The organism is Pedobacter panaciterrae, from assembly GCF_013204795.1.
GTDB classification, from domain to species: domain Bacteria; phylum Bacteroidota; class Bacteroidia; order Sphingobacteriales; family Sphingobacteriaceae; genus Pedobacter; species Pedobacter panaciterrae.
This window is the reverse complement of the sequence record NZ_JABMKW010000020.1, coordinates 1,218,110-1,232,657: the sequence shown is the minus strand read 5'-3', so window position 1 is coordinate 1,232,657 and position 14,548 is coordinate 1,218,110. Positions and strand designations below refer to the sequence as shown.

19 protein-coding genes are annotated in these 14,548 nt (G+C 37.9%); 10 read left to right on the top strand and 9 right to left on the bottom strand.

All coding sequences use genetic code 11. The annotated features are described in order from the left end of the window. Nucleotides 1-654: 654 nt before the first annotated feature. On the bottom strand, nucleotides 655-1,137 hold the full coding sequence (locus HQN86_RS24195; protein WP_172663419.1) for a hypothetical protein: 483 nt from the start codon (nucleotides 1,135-1,137) through the stop codon (nucleotides 655-657). Nucleotides 1,138-1,310: 173 nt separating this feature from the next. After that, the gene (locus HQN86_RS24190; protein ID WP_172663418.1) at nucleotides 1,311-2,075 is read right to left on the bottom strand and encodes a hypothetical protein; all 765 of its coding nucleotides are present in this window, start codon (nucleotides 2,073-2,075) and stop codon (nucleotides 1,311-1,313) included. Between the two features lie 316 nt (nucleotides 2,076-2,391). Here HQN86_RS24190 and HQN86_RS24185 point away from each other — a divergent pair, with 316 nt between their 5' ends. Both HQN86_RS24185 and HQN86_RS24180 read left to right on the top strand, forming a co-directional pair. Further along, the gene (locus tag HQN86_RS24185; RefSeq protein ID WP_172663417.1) at nucleotides 2,392-2,961 is read left to right on the top strand and encodes a peroxiredoxin family protein; all 570 of its coding nucleotides are present in this window, start codon (nucleotides 2,392-2,394) and stop codon (nucleotides 2,959-2,961) included. A gap of 36 nt (nucleotides 2,962-2,997) precedes the next feature. After that, nucleotides 2,998-3,801, top strand: coding sequence for a hypothetical protein (locus HQN86_RS24180; RefSeq protein WP_172663416.1), 804 nt, complete (start codon nucleotides 2,998-3,000; stop codon nucleotides 3,799-3,801). Nucleotides 3,802-3,909: 108 nt separating this feature from the next. Here the strand turns inward: HQN86_RS24180 and HQN86_RS24175 are convergent, their stop codons facing one another. Then, nucleotides 3,910-4,320: a VOC family protein gene (locus HQN86_RS24175; protein WP_172663415.1), complete on the bottom strand. Its 411-nt coding sequence runs from the start codon at nucleotides 4,318-4,320 to the stop codon at nucleotides 3,910-3,912. A 413-nt stretch (nucleotides 4,321-4,733) separates the two neighbouring features. On the opposite strand from HQN86_RS24175, the gene HQN86_RS27015 reads away from it, so the two are divergent. From HQN86_RS27015 to HQN86_RS24165, 3 genes are read left to right on the top strand one after another with little or no spacing between them, the layout of a single operon-like run. After that, nucleotides 4,734-4,862: a hypothetical protein gene (locus tag HQN86_RS27015; protein ID WP_262889311.1), complete on the top strand. Its 129-nt coding sequence runs from the start codon at nucleotides 4,734-4,736 to the stop codon at nucleotides 4,860-4,862. A 7-nt stretch (nucleotides 4,863-4,869) separates the two neighbouring features. Beyond that, on the top strand, nucleotides 4,870-5,463 hold the full coding sequence (locus HQN86_RS24170) for a hypothetical protein (protein ID WP_172663414.1): 594 nt from the start codon (nucleotides 4,870-4,872) through the stop codon (nucleotides 5,461-5,463). Nucleotides 5,464-5,483: 20 nt separating this feature from the next. Then, entirely contained in the window at nucleotides 5,484-6,056 is a 573-nt protein-coding gene (locus HQN86_RS24165; protein WP_172663413.1) for a hypothetical protein, read from the top strand. A gap of 134 nt (nucleotides 6,057-6,190) precedes the next feature. Here HQN86_RS24165 and HQN86_RS24160 read toward each other — a convergent pair whose 3' ends face one another. Together HQN86_RS24160 and HQN86_RS24155 are read right to left on the bottom strand one after the other, a co-directional pair. Further along, the gene (locus HQN86_RS24160) at nucleotides 6,191-7,033 is read right to left on the bottom strand and encodes a hypothetical protein (protein WP_172663412.1); all 843 of its coding nucleotides are present in this window, start codon (nucleotides 7,031-7,033) and stop codon (nucleotides 6,191-6,193) included. Nucleotides 7,034-7,195: 162 nt separating this feature from the next. Then, nucleotides 7,196-7,480, bottom strand: coding sequence for a hypothetical protein (locus HQN86_RS24155; protein ID WP_172663411.1), 285 nt, complete (start codon nucleotides 7,478-7,480; stop codon nucleotides 7,196-7,198). 143 nt (nucleotides 7,481-7,623) lie between these two features. On the opposite strand from HQN86_RS24155, the gene HQN86_RS24150 reads away from it, so the two are divergent. The 3 genes from HQN86_RS24150 (at nucleotide 7,624) to HQN86_RS27195 (ending at nucleotide 8,608) form a co-directional block, all read left to right on the top strand. Then, nucleotides 7,624-7,881: a hypothetical protein gene (locus HQN86_RS24150; protein WP_172663410.1), complete on the top strand. Its 258-nt coding sequence runs from the start codon at nucleotides 7,624-7,626 to the stop codon at nucleotides 7,879-7,881. A 138-nt stretch (nucleotides 7,882-8,019) separates the two neighbouring features. Further along, entirely contained in the window at nucleotides 8,020-8,211 is a 192-nt protein-coding gene (locus HQN86_RS24145) for a cold-shock protein (RefSeq protein WP_048905418.1), read from the top strand. A gap of 271 nt (nucleotides 8,212-8,482) precedes the next feature. Beyond that, nucleotides 8,483-8,608 (top strand): GNAT family N-acetyltransferase, encoded by a 126-nt coding sequence (locus HQN86_RS27195; protein ID WP_353935614.1) that lies wholly within the window; start codon nucleotides 8,483-8,485, stop codon nucleotides 8,606-8,608. A gap of 139 nt (nucleotides 8,609-8,747) precedes the next feature. Here the strand turns inward: HQN86_RS27195 and HQN86_RS24140 are convergent, their stop codons facing one another. Further along, nucleotides 8,748-8,996: a hypothetical protein gene (locus HQN86_RS24140; RefSeq protein WP_172663409.1), complete on the bottom strand. Its 249-nt coding sequence runs from the start codon at nucleotides 8,994-8,996 to the stop codon at nucleotides 8,748-8,750. A gap of 156 nt (nucleotides 8,997-9,152) precedes the next feature. On the opposite strand from HQN86_RS24140, the gene HQN86_RS24135 reads away from it, so the two are divergent. Continuing rightward, nucleotides 9,153-9,446 (top strand): hypothetical protein, encoded by a 294-nt coding sequence (locus tag HQN86_RS24135; protein WP_172663408.1) that lies wholly within the window; start codon nucleotides 9,153-9,155, stop codon nucleotides 9,444-9,446. Between the two features lie 385 nt (nucleotides 9,447-9,831). Here the strand turns inward: HQN86_RS24135 and HQN86_RS24130 are convergent, their stop codons facing one another. Continuing rightward, nucleotides 9,832-10,398, bottom strand: coding sequence for a dihydrofolate reductase family protein (locus HQN86_RS24130; protein WP_172663407.1), 567 nt, complete (start codon nucleotides 10,396-10,398; stop codon nucleotides 9,832-9,834). A 104-nt stretch (nucleotides 10,399-10,502) separates the two neighbouring features. Beyond that, on the bottom strand, nucleotides 10,503-12,764 hold the full coding sequence (locus HQN86_RS24125) for a GH92 family glycosyl hydrolase (RefSeq protein ID WP_172663406.1): 2,262 nt from the start codon (nucleotides 12,762-12,764) through the stop codon (nucleotides 10,503-10,505). A gap of 429 nt (nucleotides 12,765-13,193) precedes the next feature. On the opposite strand from HQN86_RS24125, the gene HQN86_RS24120 reads away from it, so the two are divergent. Beyond that, nucleotides 13,194-13,820 carry a class I SAM-dependent methyltransferase gene (locus HQN86_RS24120; protein WP_172663405.1) on the top strand — a complete coding sequence of 209 codons (627 nt, stop codon included), beginning with the start codon at nucleotides 13,194-13,196 and terminating at the stop codon, nucleotides 13,818-13,820. Nucleotides 13,821-13,877: 57 nt separating this feature from the next. Here HQN86_RS24120 and HQN86_RS24115 read toward each other — a convergent pair whose 3' ends face one another. Further along, entirely contained in the window at nucleotides 13,878-14,255 is a 378-nt protein-coding gene (locus HQN86_RS24115; protein ID WP_172663404.1) for a hypothetical protein, read from the bottom strand. Nucleotides 14,256-14,548 lie beyond the last annotated feature (293 nt).

The following is a 14,548-nucleotide window of genomic DNA, read 5'->3' as shown; positions in this document are numbered from 1 at the left end:
TTTTAAGGGTTTTTTGATGTTGGAAGGATTTCTTAATCGATTAATCTCTAAGCGGTCTAAATTGGATTTTTCGACCATAATGGTCACTCTTTCCGCATTTAAACTGACAATAATTCAATTAGTCAAAATAGAAGTATTCAGCAATTTATAACTTTTGGCTATTTCTTTACCGATTGATTATGATACATGAATAACAATACCAGTTTTCATTAAACTCGTCTAAACTGCTCCAGCATGTTTCCTTTCATTTGGAATAGGTTTTATTCCAAAACTGTCAACCTATAGGGGTATGAGACCACAACAATGGCGAATGTACGGGTTGGCAGTATTTTATAAAAGGAGATAGGCCACCGTGGGTAACGGTTAATTTTAAATAACAAATTCGCAAAATTATTTTACCCTATAAAAGGTAGAATTTCATTAAATGGTTTTCCAACAATAATTCCATAACATGAAATCAAAAATAAAACAGCTATAATGATTAAAGCAATAGGTTTGTACCTGAATACCATCCCTTTCTTTTGAGTGTACCTATAGTTGATGTATGTGCCTATTAAGAAAAGACCCGTAAATAAGAGTATAAAATAATTGACCTGCATATAATAATGTTAAATTTATTGATATCGGATTGACCCTATAAACCACAATTTTGTATTATTTTATTTTGTCTATTCGCACTTCAAAAGGGTAAATTGACGCTTTCCCAACTTCAAATGAAACTTCTACCTTATCATTCGTTGTGAGTGGTTTGCCTTCATTGTCATAAAATATCGTTTTATCAGATCCACGTCCCGCATTTTCAGGAACAAAAACGCTGTTATAACCATTTTGTGCCCACTTCATCTCCAGGGGAGTAATCGTTTCTCCCTCATCCCCAGGTGCTGTATTTACATATACCGATTGGGGCCTGTCAACATAAACCGTCATTCCTGCCGAATAATTCAGATAGCCGGTAATAGAGAAACGTTTGCCTTCGTTAGCCTCTTTGTCAGCCAAAATTTTTTGTACTGCCGTCTTTGACGATTCGACTGGCGTTCCTTTTTCACGGTTTTTTCCACTTTCAAAATTTGAGCAGGAGCTCGCTGTTGATAATGCTCCTGCAATTGCTGCCGTTAAAAACAATGTTTTAAATTTCATATGAATTTGTTTTCGTTAAGGATGATGTTATATGGTGTTGCTTTGGTATCGTTTAATGCTCATGAAGTGACACCAAGTCAAAATACAAAAAATATAGTTTATAAGAGAAATAGAAAAGCATTACTGATTATAATGATAATTATCTTCACCTATGTTTGATGAATTCGTTTGCATCAAAACGTTTTTTTCCAAAATTTATATCCCGCCGAATAAATCCCCAGTTCTTCCATTTTTTTAATGTAAGACTTTTCGAACATCGTTAATCTAATTTCTGTGTTGTGTACCGATCTGGATTTTCTATTTCCCTGTGAATCAAAAGAGACCTCCTCTTCTTTTCGATCGTCTTTAAAAAGATAATAATAGAAAAATTCACCTTCCCAATAAGAAGCTTTGGGGTCGTTATCATCAACAGCAACCCGCTTACAGTTTTTACTGAGGTATGCTTTGATCTTATTGAAATCATCTGTATTTTTTGAAGTCTTTCCCACTTCAAGATACATTAAGTTGCCTTTACGGTCTTCTACCATGTCCATTTTAGGAAATGCTACTGCATTTAAAATAGCTATCTTGTCTTTTTCAGGATCATACGCTACCGCGTTGTAACCATAGCCAAATATTTCGGTCGGTTTTTTATCTCTTACCATCCAGTCATTGGTTGGCTCTAAAGACAGGTCTGTAGGGAATCTCCCATCCGTTTTATAATAACCTAAAGTATCTTTTACGAAAAAAGCATTGTCCAAAAGATTTAAGGCTTCTTTCTTGTCCATACGCTTAGGGTCTTTCGAAATGATCTCATTGGTCTTTTTAATCTTGTTTCGATAAAATTCTGAGGCATCAAAATCATTAGATATTTTTGCTAGATCAACAATTTTATTGTCTTGAGAATGGCAAGATGCAAGAATGAATAATGCGAAGAGTATGTGAATTTTATTATTCATAAGCCATCTGATTTTACCAACACCATGTTTTATATCATAATTAGTTTTTACAAATTACACATTTCAGCTGTCAATAAAATCGCATAGTAGAAAAACTTTCCTAAAGCGTAATCTGTATGGATATTTCGATCTTCAAATAAAATCTCTATCTTGGATAAAGCTAAATGATAAGCGCGAACAGCGCTTAAAAACCGGTCATTAGTTTGGTCTTATTTATGATCTTCTCAGTGGAATCAGCCTTTGGTATACAAGCGATCATATTATCGGATTTTAGGGCCCGGTTATTTATTACAGCAGCCACAACTGTCGACCAGAAATGAAAATGAAAGCCCTTTTTATGCCAGTTTTACTCTTCCTTGTTTTGTTAAGTTGCAACGGGCAAAATAAAGAAGAGCGCTTGAAGCAATTCATCGCTGCTAACAAAGCGGACATAGACTTTAATATAGGGAGTAGACCGAAATATTTTTCTGTAAAGACCAGTGATGGGAGTATATTTAACTCTGAAGTAAATAAAGGTAAATATTGGATCGTCTTTGTCTACCAAATAGAGGGACTTAAAAAATCAGAAGGCTATGATATGGTAGCAGATTTAAATGAGACTTTTCAGCGGTTTGGAGACAAATTTCCGATAATTGGCATCGCCGAAGGTTTTTCTGACGATGAGGAGGCAACGCAAAAGCTGTTCAAGGAGTCGAGATTACAATTTAAACAAATTGATAATACTGAAGCGATGAATAAGGAAATCAAGCTGAAGGAAAATGTCGTTTGTACGCCATCTAAGATATTGATTGGGCCTGATGGAAAAGTGATTCTCAATGTATGTGGCGGAAAAACCAAAAGCTTGGATGATGAACTAGAACGGTTAATCATCCAAAACAAGCAGTAGCTTGTCAAGCCCAATTAGGTAGCTTAATGAATTATTATGAAAAGTAATATATTGACACTTCTGTATTTAAGTCTGCTGTTTTTATTCGGATGTAATCCTTTCCCTAAAAAAGATGCGCATCCAGAGGTTCCGATGATTGGCGATTTGTTGAAAGACAAAACAAAATTCAGGAAGGTTATGGATCTGACCGCTCTAAGCGAAATCATTGTCTTAAAAGATGGCCGGGTGCTGTTGAAGCCTGATAACAGCAACCTTGAATTTAAGATAATCGATGTCGAAAATAAGCTAATTTTTAAAGCTAAATATGATTGGGAGATTCCTTTTTATATTGATGACCACGGCGATCTATATATCAACCAGAAGAAATATTTTCATCCATTGTATAAAAAGATGCAGGAATTTAAAACTGTCGTTTTTCAAGACAGCATTGATAATAAATGGGCAGATTTGAGTCATTTAAGTGATAGCCTGCGGGCAAAAGCTGTTGAGGAGTATGAGAAAAACCTTTTAAAGCCTTATGGCTTAGTGCCCTGTGAATACCAGGTGGTAAATACAGAAAGCTGTAATGTTTTTGAGATTAGAAATGACGCCTTAGTTGTAAGGCAAAGTGAGTTGTTTAAAGTCGATTTCCTAAAGCCTAAAAAAGATATCCCAAAATTTGATGATGATCTTTTGATTGCCTGGAGAAATGGTAAATTACCTACGCCCGCTTATCTTTCTTACTACCAGCTTGATGGCTTGAAATTTAAGTGTACGGATATGGCCTATCCAAAAACAATAAGGATTGCGAAAAAAGACTATCTCTATTCGTTGGATTTTGGCTTATACGAAATTTTATAACTTCTTTCCTGGCTATTGGCGTTACTTTTAGAAAGTAAATCAAAATAGGATCAAAACCAGGATTTTATGCAGGTTTCTTGTTTTTTGCATTTCTATATATCATCATACTTAATTCTCATTGAGGAGCATCCAGGAGGTTCCGAATTTATCGCGGAGCATCGCAAAGCGGTTTGCGAAAGGAGTTTTCTCCATTTTCATAAACACTTCTCCTTCACTGGACAATAACCTATAAATGTGTTCTGCTTCTTCCGCTGTCTCAAGAACTAGTGTTAGGTAAGCACTGCGCATCGGTTCGGCATGAGGGATGTCCGCACCCCTCACGTTAGTGCCGCCTATTTCGATGATTGCATGGAGGATCGGGTTCTTCCATTCTTTCGGAAAATTAGGCGGTGGTAGTTGGTGAGGCAGTATCATATGTATTTTTCCCCCTAAATGCTGCTCGTAAAACTGAAATGCTTTCTCACAATGTCCGGGGTAGTTGATATAAATGTCGAGTTTGGTTGAAGGTTGGGTATTCATGACGCAATATTCTGGTTATACAATTGACTAATCTACCTGTAAATATGGTTGTTACTAGGTAAATTTCCAGGGGGAATTTACGACAAAAAAAAGGTGTGTTTCTACCTTAATTTAGTGAAGACTGGATTTTTAAAGTAGTAATCTTAATGGTGTTTATTAAGTCGCTCTCAAGTGATCAATTCCTTGAATTACTGTTTTTTACGCGGATACTTTGAGAAAACCTGTTGAAACCGGATGGTTATTTAAGGCGGTTCGAATAATAACCCCTTAAATTATATCACGGTTCATAAGACCCATATTTTAGATTCAGACACGAGGCAGGATGCAAGCCGAGCTATCGCAGAAGCCTCACTGTCGAATCATGCGGAGCTTGAAAAAAATACCTATGTTTATTTATTCTATTAAAATTTAATATGGCACACGCATTTATTTCTTATAGTCATTCTGCTGCACAGGTAGTTTATCGCTTGGAAGTGCACATGAGCCAGCTCAAGCGAGAAGGCTTGCTGAGTACCTGGTTTGATGAAGAGATAAAAACCTAATCAAAAGATGAAAAAAATATTTTTATTGATTTTTGCACTCGTTCAAATTAGTATCTATTTACATGCACAAAAATTAAAAGGTAATTTTACTTACCCAGTTAGAACTGAAAAAGGCGATTTAAATAGCGATGGTTTAACTGATAAAATTATAGTAACAATGGATACCATTAGTAAAACTCAGCCTTTGAGATTACAAATATTTTTTTTAAAACCAAATGGAAAATATTTACTTAACGTATCTACTGAAAAATTAATAGAACCGCAATATCCAAATGGGAAATATTGCGGAAATCAAATACCAAATTTTGATATTAAAGATAACTGCTTGTATATGATTTCTGAAGTCAAAGAAAATCACCTTATTCATAAGTTTAAATTCAATAATGGGAATTTTGAACTACAAAATATATCCTCAGTAGCTTGGGATGGTAAAAATTTAACAACCGAAACCGAATTTAATCTTCTCACAGGAAAAAGAATTGAGATTACAAAAGCACTTGGCTCGGAGAAAATTCTTAAAAAGACGATTAAAAAAAACATTGTAAAACCATTGCCAAAAATAAATACATTCAGCGCTTTTAACAGTAAACTAAATTTATAAACCGAGTATATAACCAAAGAATGAAGATATATCGACTATTACTTTTTATCATCTCGTCCGTTGTTCTTATCGGTTGTGATGGAAGCGGTAAACCCGCTTACAAATACACTAAACAGGAAACCAACCAGTTCTTAGATGAAATTGTAAAAAACGCAAAAGTGACAATCGGAAATATTACAGAAATTGAAAAGCAGCCAACAGATGAATTATATATAGTAACAAGGTATCCTTTATCAAAGGAAAAACTTGATGAGTATAATAAGAATAATCATTCATTAAAAAATAAAGACAACGACATTTCCGATTTTGCCACTTATATATTTAAAGGCTATAACTTGGTAAATGAAAAAAATGAAAAACTACAATTTGTAGATAAGGGTAGAGCTGTCTACTTGCGAGAAGGTGGTCTGTGGGAACACAATAATGTTCTATGTGAAAATCTAGCGATTGATATAGAGCTTAATAAAACTTATGAGAGACTGAAAGGATACATTACCATCGAATTTGAAATGCCCGGAAATATTTTTGGAAGACTTAAACGAGAAGTAAAAATCCCAGTAAACATGACCATTTACGACAAAGTACCTGAATAAAGATTACCGCTAACATCAAACGCATAAACAACCGGATTTAATGATCATTATTGATTGATTCGGTCTATTGAACTTGTCTAAGGTTGATGGAGTTTTCCAGATACATCCTCGTAGTATCAGCAATAATTTGGTTATTACTTGAACATTCCGCCCCGAAAGGTTAAAACGTTCCTTTTTCCATTAAAAATGGATCCGTTTTTAGTCTCGCTAACCTCCGGATAGCTAATGGTCTTATCTTGAGCGTTATAGATTATTGCTAACTGTGCGGTGAGTTTTTCTTTGCTTTGATCTTCCTTAAGAGTCGCGGAAGCAAATAATTGATTTTTAGACCATTTTCCCAATTTAAACAGGGGTTTGTTGATGCTGAATTCTGAATGATCGATCACTAATGTGTGGCTTACACTATAAGGCTCAGTACCGCTCATTTGCCCATAACCTGTAAGCAGATATGTTTTTTGAGGGGAAGTATTTAAGGTGTATATATGTTGAAAAAAAGGAGTTGGGCTGCCTTCATCGGCTTTATCCTCATAGAGATCATTAAATGAAATCGCAGTTACTGCCTTATTTTCATCTTGGTACTGAACAATATTCTGCACGTGCCACATGGAACCTGAATATGGTGAAAGCCAATAAAATACCCTAAGTTTATGATCGTTGGCACTTAATAGGTTAATCTCATATTTTCTTAGGTTGACAAAATCATCATAAAAGCTAGCAGGCTGCTTTAATGTCTCTATAAGTGCTTTAATGAATATTTTTTCCGCCTCCGTATTTCCATTATTTAAATAACTTTCTCTGGAAGCAACCATATTATCGGCCAGTTTTTCAAGCGTACTTATTTCAGGAGGCTTAGAGCTTATCTTATTTTGTTTAACAGAATCAGTGGTATTCGTTTTATCAAGTTGCTTATCACCATGCTTTGCCCCACAGGAAAACAGCAGGAATGCCAGAGAAAATAAGATGTTCGTTGTTTTCATGCTATTGTCTTAAAATATTAATTTAATCCTCTGTTCTGTCTAAGTAGCTAAGTTCGGTGATCATCATCAATCATCCTTAATTTCCTTGTTAAATGAATTTTTCCCACCCTATTTGTATCCTTACTTGTATCATATTTTTTTTAATCAATTTTTTTTAAGCGCTTATCCCTTCTTTTTTATGAGTATTACTGAATTTATCCCTTTTACAGAACGAATAAAGTTCGCATAGTTGTCTATTTCAATTTTCGGTAAAATAAACTGTCCTTCATTATTGGCTATAATATTTTGCGGGCTTAATGCATCAGATGAATCATAAGCAACTGAAGCATCAGCTAAAGGTATTTTATCATATACCAATCCGATAACCGGTTTTCTATAGATATAAGAATGACTATTACATGACGAGAACAAACCAAGCAGAATTATAAAATGGAAAATCAGTTTCATTCAATTTAATTTTGCCTAGCCAAAATACTTTATAATTAACCAAATTCAGAAATAATAGGCTTAAATTATCAAATTATTGGAAGAGGCTCTTTTATTTCATTTTGTTTATTGTTATGGAAACGAGTTATGAAATATCTCTGAACATGAAAACACTTAAAGGCATCGAAACTTATGGTTGTTTTCACCTTGGTAATGATGAGGCTTTTGCCCGGAGGCTTTACGCTTCCCTGCTTGCAGAACATGAGGTCTCTGTTGATTCGGTAATTACTATGGATCTGGTAAAGTGGGAGGGTGGGGTGCCTTTCCCTCAGAGACTGCGGCATTGTAGTTATGAGCAGCTCTCAGCGAATGTACGGCTGATTACCAAAGAGGTCTTTAAACGTCTGAATTTAGAGATTTAGCTATAAATTTGATCTCGGAAAAATATTTTGACAGATAATTTTCACGTGAAATATAATTCTAATTATTGTTTTATATCGAAATAAAATTTTATATTTCAACTATTTTTGTATCTTTGGATACAATTAATATATAATACAATGCAACAAGGAACAGTAAAATTTTTCAATGAGACAAAAGGTTTTGGATTTATCGTGCCAGCTAATGGTGATAGCGAAATCTTTGTTCATTCTTCTGGTTTAATGGACAACATTCGTGAGAATGATTCTGTAAGCTATGACATCGAGCAAGGTAAAAAAGGCTTGAATGCAATTAATGTTAAAATCAGCTAATTAGATTTCCTTCATAATTGATTAATCACCTGCTTTTAGCGGGTGTTTTTTTTTTTGGCTGAATTTTCGTTTTCGGTCAATTTCTTCTACGGTGGCGGGTGGATTATTCTTAAAGTATGCTGAAATTATGCCGGGACGTTTTATTTATCCATGCATAATTTGGGGTAAAATGATGGTTTATGCAAAGCAAATGAACAGATCATCACGTATATAGAACTTGATGCTGAGGATATTAGACAAGCCCTGACCCAAGTAAAAAGAGAATTTCAAGTTGGAGATTGAATGGATTTATATGCTGAATGCGTACCATGGAAAGAAATTAGGTCAAATGTTGTATGAGCAAATGCTGGAAGTTGCTTCCAGTCTTGGAAAATTATCGGTTTGGCTACGCTTTTGAGAAACGAATCCGCGGGCCATCGGCTTTTACGAGAAAAATGGTTTTGTGGCTTTTGATACACATACCTTAAAAATAGGAGTTGACGGGCAGACGGACATCATGATGAGGAAACATCTGGAGGTGGGGACTGCTTATAGGCTTAATGTGCGTCAATTGCCTGTCCGATCGCCTGGATTTCTTCCTGTTCCAGATTGCCTTCCAGTAAATGCCAACAATCATCTGCACTTTGATGAAGGACGCCTAGTGTTTCGTTGTCACGAGCAACACGGTAGTTCCTTTCATGATTTGGGTCAGAGGGCGGATAGTACATGGTGATCGTGAATGTTAAGGGTTCAAGACCGGTATTGATCGCTACCGATACGTTAAAAATTTCTTCTTCTTCCTGCATGACCTGTGATGGTTTATAAGTTAAACAACTGCCAGCTGAAATAGTTAGTCCAGATCGTACACTTTTTTGAAAGCCGTTGTCTATTATCTGCCTTTGGTCACTGATGGAGGGTTTATGATTTCTGGGCACCATTATTGGAAGCTTATAGGAAAACCTATGATAGCAATTGACAATGTACAACCTTTAAGCCCTGAAAGTTTATTTGAGCTTTTAAAAACGGAATTTCCTGCTTACGTGAATGAGCAGCTTGGTAGCAATCTGGCTGTGGAATTTGCCCACGTGGCTGATATTGTGAATATTAGCTTCCCGGAAATTATTGACGGAAATGCGTACACAATTACAGTCGGTGACAATAACCTTGAGATTATAGACCATACTACAGATGGCACTTACAATACCGAGTTGCTGGAACAGCACCTCATGGAATTTTTGACCTTGAAGGCAGGTTAATCTAACTGCCTTTTTTTTGGTTTATTCAGGCTGGACTTTGCGGTCTTGCCTGGATTCGCTGGAAATCAATCTTCCCGTTTGGTTAGTGTTCAATGCCTACCTTAATTTAAAAAGTGATAGGCTAGATTAGCCGTAGTTTCTTTTACAATCGACTTTGGGATTCGCGTAGATCGGATTGTTTCTGCTGCTTTCCACTTTTCGTGGAAGATGGCTGACCACCAAATTGTTGGTCGCGATACCTTTTCGTATTAAAAATTTGTGTTGATTTAGGGTGATCATAGGTAAAAAGTCTGCAGTCAACCAGCCTTGATTTTCTTCGGAATACGCGATATTTTCCTCGAGACCACAGGCCTCCCCAAAGTGCTGGCCAGGCGCTGCTTAATGACTATACCTTTTCGTAGTGCAGGCCGATGACCCCTGAAGGCAAAGAATTTGTTTGTAAAAGCTTCAAATCAATTTTGTGGTTAATATTGTTAAATAATGGTATCCCGGTTCCAATCAATATTGGATTTAAAAATAACCAGAATTCATCAACCAGATTATGTGCTGCAAGTTCATGATAAGTAGAGGGGCTTCCTATCATTAGAATAGTACCTCCGGGTTGCCCTTTGATCTGCTTGATTTCCGATGCGACATCATTTCCGATAAACCGGGTATTAGCCGCATTGGTATCTTTCAATGAATTCGAGATTACCAATTTCTCAACCTTTTTGTACCATTGTGAGTGCTCAATGTCATGTTTTGATGCATTGGGCTGATCTGCTGCTGTTGGCCAGTAAATGTCCATCATTTGGTAAGTCTTTCTGCCATACAATGCAGCGTCTGCATTGTCGGTAAGTTTGCCAACCGTATCGAACATTTCCTCGCTTACACGGATCCAGTCCATCGCTCCGTTAGGTCCTGCAACAAATCCATCAAGGGAAACGTGCATCAGTAATATTATCTTTCTCATAGCGGTTTTATTATCGTGGTATCATAAAGGTAAAGTTATGTCATATCTGCCAAGTCAGCTTGTGAAATTCGTGCTTTAGACTCGGCTCATCCCGATCACAAGGACTATAAAACAGATACCGCTTTATTGGCATCCCCCACGCCCCAAACAGATCCCGGTTTGCTACCCATAGTTATTTCCAGTTCGCCACCGTTCATGATGTCAGTGTGTTTAAAGTACGTTTTTGTAAAGTCAACACCATTAAGTTTCATGGCATTGATATACTTGTTTTTCGGACCGTTGTTTTTCACAGTTATGTGGAACTTTTTGTTTCCGTTTAGCGCCAGTGTAGCTTCGCTAATCGTCGGACTTCCAAAAACGTACATGCCATTTGCCGGGTTTACCGGGAAAAAGCCTAAGGCCGATAAGACGTACCAGGCTGACATCTGACCAACATCTTCATTTCCAATAATGCCATCGACTTTATCCGTGTAGAAATTATCTAAAATGAACCGCACCTTTTCGGCTGTTTTCCAAGGCTTGCCCGAGTAGTCATATAAATAAGCCATGGAATGTCCCGGCTCGTTACCATGTGCATATTGGCCTATTAAACCAGATATATCCGCCGATTTGGATTCACCCATATCACCTTCTGCAGTGAACAATGAATCAAGCTTTTTATTGAACTTGTCTTGACCCCCCAATAACTCAATTAAACCCTCCACATCATGTGGCACCATAAAGGTATATTGCCAACCGTTACCTTCGCTGAAATCACCGTGCTCATGTATAGAAATGAAAGGGCTGTAAGGAGCACGCCACTGATTTGCCGAAAGGCGGCCACGCATAAAACCTGTTTGCGGATCGTAATAATTTTTATAGTTTTCAGCTCGTTTGCTAAAATAGGTATAATCATCCTGTTTGCCCATCTTTTTCGCTACTTGTGCGACACACCAGTCATCGATAGCGTATTCCAATCCCTTTGAAACTGATTCAGCAACACTGTCGGCCGGAATATATCCGAGGCTTTTTACAAACTTGAGGCCCCGGGAATCGTTCATAGCGGTGGCTTTCAAGGCTTCGTAAGCGAGCTTGGTGTCGAAACCCTTGTAACCTTTTAGCAATGCGTCGGCAACAACGGGCAGTGCGCTGTTTCCAGGCATTGTGTTGGTTTCATTGGCCATGAGATGCCAAACAGGCAGGGTCCCCTGCTGCTGATAAATCGCCAGCATTGAATTGATCATGTCATGGACATGATTAGGCTGGATAATGGTAAACAGCGGATTGTTTGCCCTGTAGGTATCCCACAACGAAAATGTAGTCACGTTATTAAAACGAGTATTTTTATGAACCTTTTTGTCCGTTCCCCAATATTCTCCATTGACATCATTGAAAATGGAAGGAGCGATCATGGTGTGGTAAAATGCCGTATAAAATTTCTTCATTTGTGTTAATGAATCCGTTTTGATGTCAATCTTAGCCAGTTGCTTGTTCCAGGCTTGATCAGCATCCTGAATCACCTTATTAAAGTCCCACTTGGGGATCTCGGCTTTAATATTCAACAGGGCATTAGCGGTACTGACAGGAGAGATACCCACTTTAACATATACGATTTCTTCTTTGAAAGTTTGAAAGCTCAACACACCTTTCACTTTTTTACCTTTAAGTTCGTTACCCAACTTCTGTGTAGAATCATCGTAGACAGTAAAGGACTTGATCGGTTTTGAAAAGACTGCAGTAAAATAAATCCGCTGGGATTCAGCCCAGCCGTTAGAGAAACGATAGCCCTCAATGGTGTGCTGATCAACTTGCTTGATATAAGTTTCTGAAGATTCGTCCCAGCCGATCCCTTCTTTCAAATCGATGACCACGTGCGCTTCTTTCGATGCCGGAAAAGTGTATTTGTGCATTCCTACCCGGGTACTAGCCGTCAGTTCTACACCAATGTCATACCGTTTGAGCTTAACTTTATAATAACCAGGCTTTACAACCTCATCCTCATGGCTAAAAAGGGAGGTGTAACCGTTTTTAAGATTTTCGATCGTACCTTTGACCACTTTAATTGCGCCTGTGGTGGGCATAAAGGATATGTCGCCCAGGTCGCCGATACCCGTGCCACTCAGGTGGGTGTGCTGAAAGCCGATGATGGTGGAATCGGATATGTGGTAACCAGACGACCAGTCCCAGCCCTCAGACAGATTGGTCGGCCCCAATTGTACGGCCCCAAACGGTACACTGGCACCCACAAAGACATGTCCGTGAAAACCTGTGCCTATATATGGATCAACGTATTTTGTGAAATTTGCAGCTGCCGGCTTCTTGGTCTGGCCAAATAGATTTAATGTGAAAATTGCGAGCATCCCAGCTAAACAAATTTGATTTTTCATAGGTTAGAGATTGTCTTTTATTCAGTTAGTTTTCATTACGGTAAAGCAAATATAGCCTCCGCTAGTGGCAGTCCAATCGAAACGCTATCATTAAAGAGATAACGTCTTCTTTCAGAATTAAAGATAAAGAAAATTAACACTAAACAGGGTGCTGAGTTTAAGTACTCCAATGCCGGTTATTCGCTGCTGGGACAGGTAATGGTAAACGTATCTGAGCTAAAGGTAAGTGCCCAACCATCAAAAAACCTAAGCCACATCAAGAGAAGCAAGAGGACTTATATGCTCAGCTGATGGAGAGTTTAAATGGAAAAAAAGAGCATAATAGAAAAGTTGAGAAAAGTATAACAGCGGGTGCATTAGATTTGATACCGGTGTCGCCGATGAGGATTAACATCTGAATTGAAATAATGTAATTATCTTTGCCTGACGATGAGAAACCAGCACATTCGAGATACTTTCGGAAACATAGATATCTATTTATTTGACCAGATGCTTAAAGGTACCTATGACGAATGTGAGATGATTTTAGATGCTGGTTGCGGAACAGGTAGAAACATCTTTTATGCCTTAAGTACAGGTGCAGTGGTTTTTGGTGTCGATCGGAACCCGGATGCGATCGCGCAGCTAAGAAGTATTACTGGCTCATTTCCGCAGGTCAACCCGGATGAACACTTTTTGGTGGCATCGGTAGAAGAGCTACCCTTCGAAAGTGAAACCTTTGATCTGGTCATCAGCAGCGCCGTATTACATTTTGCAGAAAACCAGGGTCAGTTTGATCGTATGCTCAGGTCAATGTGGAGGGTGCTTAAACCCGGCGGGTATTTTTTCTGTCGGCTGGCCTCAGAAATTGGCATCGAATCATTGGTCAGGTTCATCGGGAATGGGAGGTATATTCTTCCCGACGGATCGGAACGCTTCCTGGTCAATCAGCAGATGCTGCTTAGATTGACCAGCCAAATTGGTGGGGAGCTTCACGAACCCATAAAAACTACCAATGTTCAGAACCTGAGAAGTATGACTACCTGGTGTGTGCGTAAAGCCAGGTCCAGTGATTAGTGATCAGTACAGCAAGTTTAGGGTGGGTTTTTTACCTTCGATGCCGCTGCTTTGATGTTATCTTGTGAAAATTTCTTTGTTCCAGGTTTGGGGGAGTATAGATTTGGTGAGGTAAATCAGTCTGTTGTTCTTAAAGATGATTTCGCTGTATGGTGCACGGTGATCGGTTTCTTCGGGCATGATGAGTTTCCCGTTCTTTAAGAATGCTTTATAAATGTCGCCGCTTTCCGGCTTTTGGAATCTGTCTGTCCAGTCGGTAATCATTGCATAACCCTGTCGGAATGATATTTTCAGGCGTCTGGTATTTTTTTTATTTTCCCAAAGCCCTTCAAATTGCTTTTGTGTCCGTTTTTCTATAGTCGGATCTTGTGCCTGGGAATGTAAAGCTGCCAGTAAAAAAAATAGTGTTAGGAGCGTTCTGACGATTCCTGCCATATTATTTCTGTTGGTTGATCTTAATAAATGGTTATAAAAGTCAGGCAAACTTTGAAGATACTAAAAAATGTGCTTGGTGAGGTTATTCGCCACAATAGTAAATGTATCAGGAAAAAATATAACATGCCGGTTCCAAAAGGCGAATAGCAAAATTTTAAAAAGTATACTTAACCAATTTAAAAGTAGGATTGAAGCGTGCCGCTTTGAAGTGGTGCCATCCGTCAGCTAAAATTTGCTTTTTTATCTCAAATCAGACAAGCTGATTACAATAAAATGCGATCAGGGATGAAAAT

Coding starts and splice junctions, on each gene's coding strand:
- HQN86_RS24125 (WP_172663406.1), bottom strand. CDS start 12,764: ATGAAAAATCAAATTTGTTTAGCTGGGATGCTCGCAATTTTCACATTA.
- HQN86_RS24165 (WP_172663413.1), top strand. CDS start 5,484: ATGAAGATATATCGACTATTACTTTTTATCATCTCGTCCGTTGTTCTT.
- HQN86_RS24120 (WP_172663405.1), top strand. CDS start 13,194: ATGAGAAACCAGCACATTCGAGATACTTTCGGAAACATAGATATCTAT.
- HQN86_RS24130 (WP_172663407.1), bottom strand. CDS start 10,398: ATGAGAAAGATAATATTACTGATGCACGTTTCCCTTGATGGATTTGTT.
- HQN86_RS24170 (WP_172663414.1), top strand. CDS start 4,870: ATGAAAAAAATATTTTTATTGATTTTTGCACTCGTTCAAATTAGTATC.
- HQN86_RS24115 (WP_172663404.1), bottom strand. CDS start 14,255: ATGGCAGGAATCGTCAGAACGCTCCTAACACTATTTTTTTTACTGGCA.
- HQN86_RS24195 (WP_172663419.1), bottom strand. CDS start 1,137: ATGAAATTTAAAACATTGTTTTTAACGGCAGCAATTGCAGGAGCATTA.
- HQN86_RS24175 (WP_172663415.1), bottom strand. CDS start 4,320: ATGAATACCCAACCTTCAACCAAACTCGACATTTATATCAACTACCCC.
- HQN86_RS24150 (WP_172663410.1), top strand. CDS start 7,624: ATGAAAACACTTAAAGGCATCGAAACTTATGGTTGTTTTCACCTTGGT.
- HQN86_RS24180 (WP_172663416.1), top strand. CDS start 2,998: ATGAAAAGTAATATATTGACACTTCTGTATTTAAGTCTGCTGTTTTTA.
- HQN86_RS24155 (WP_172663411.1), bottom strand. CDS start 7,480: ATGAAACTGATTTTCCATTTTATAATTCTGCTTGGTTTGTTCTCGTCA.
- HQN86_RS24135 (WP_172663408.1), top strand. CDS start 9,153: ATGATAGCAATTGACAATGTACAACCTTTAAGCCCTGAAAGTTTATTT.
- HQN86_RS27015 (WP_262889311.1), top strand. CDS start 4,734: ATGGCACACGCATTTATTTCTTATAGTCATTCTGCTGCACAGGTAGTT.
- HQN86_RS24190 (WP_172663418.1), bottom strand. CDS start 2,075: ATGAATAATAAAATTCACATACTCTTCGCATTATTCATTCTTGCATCT.
- HQN86_RS24140 (WP_172663409.1), bottom strand. CDS start 8,996: ATGCAGGAAGAAGAAGAAATTTTTAACGTATCGGTAGCGATCAATACC.
- HQN86_RS24160 (WP_172663412.1), bottom strand. CDS start 7,033: ATGAAAACAACGAACATCTTATTTTCTCTGGCATTCCTGCTGTTTTCC.
- HQN86_RS24145 (WP_048905418.1), top strand. CDS start 8,020: ATGCAACAAGGAACAGTAAAATTTTTCAATGAGACAAAAGGTTTTGGA.
- HQN86_RS24185 (WP_172663417.1), top strand. CDS start 2,392: ATGAAAATGAAAGCCCTTTTTATGCCAGTTTTACTCTTCCTTGTTTTG.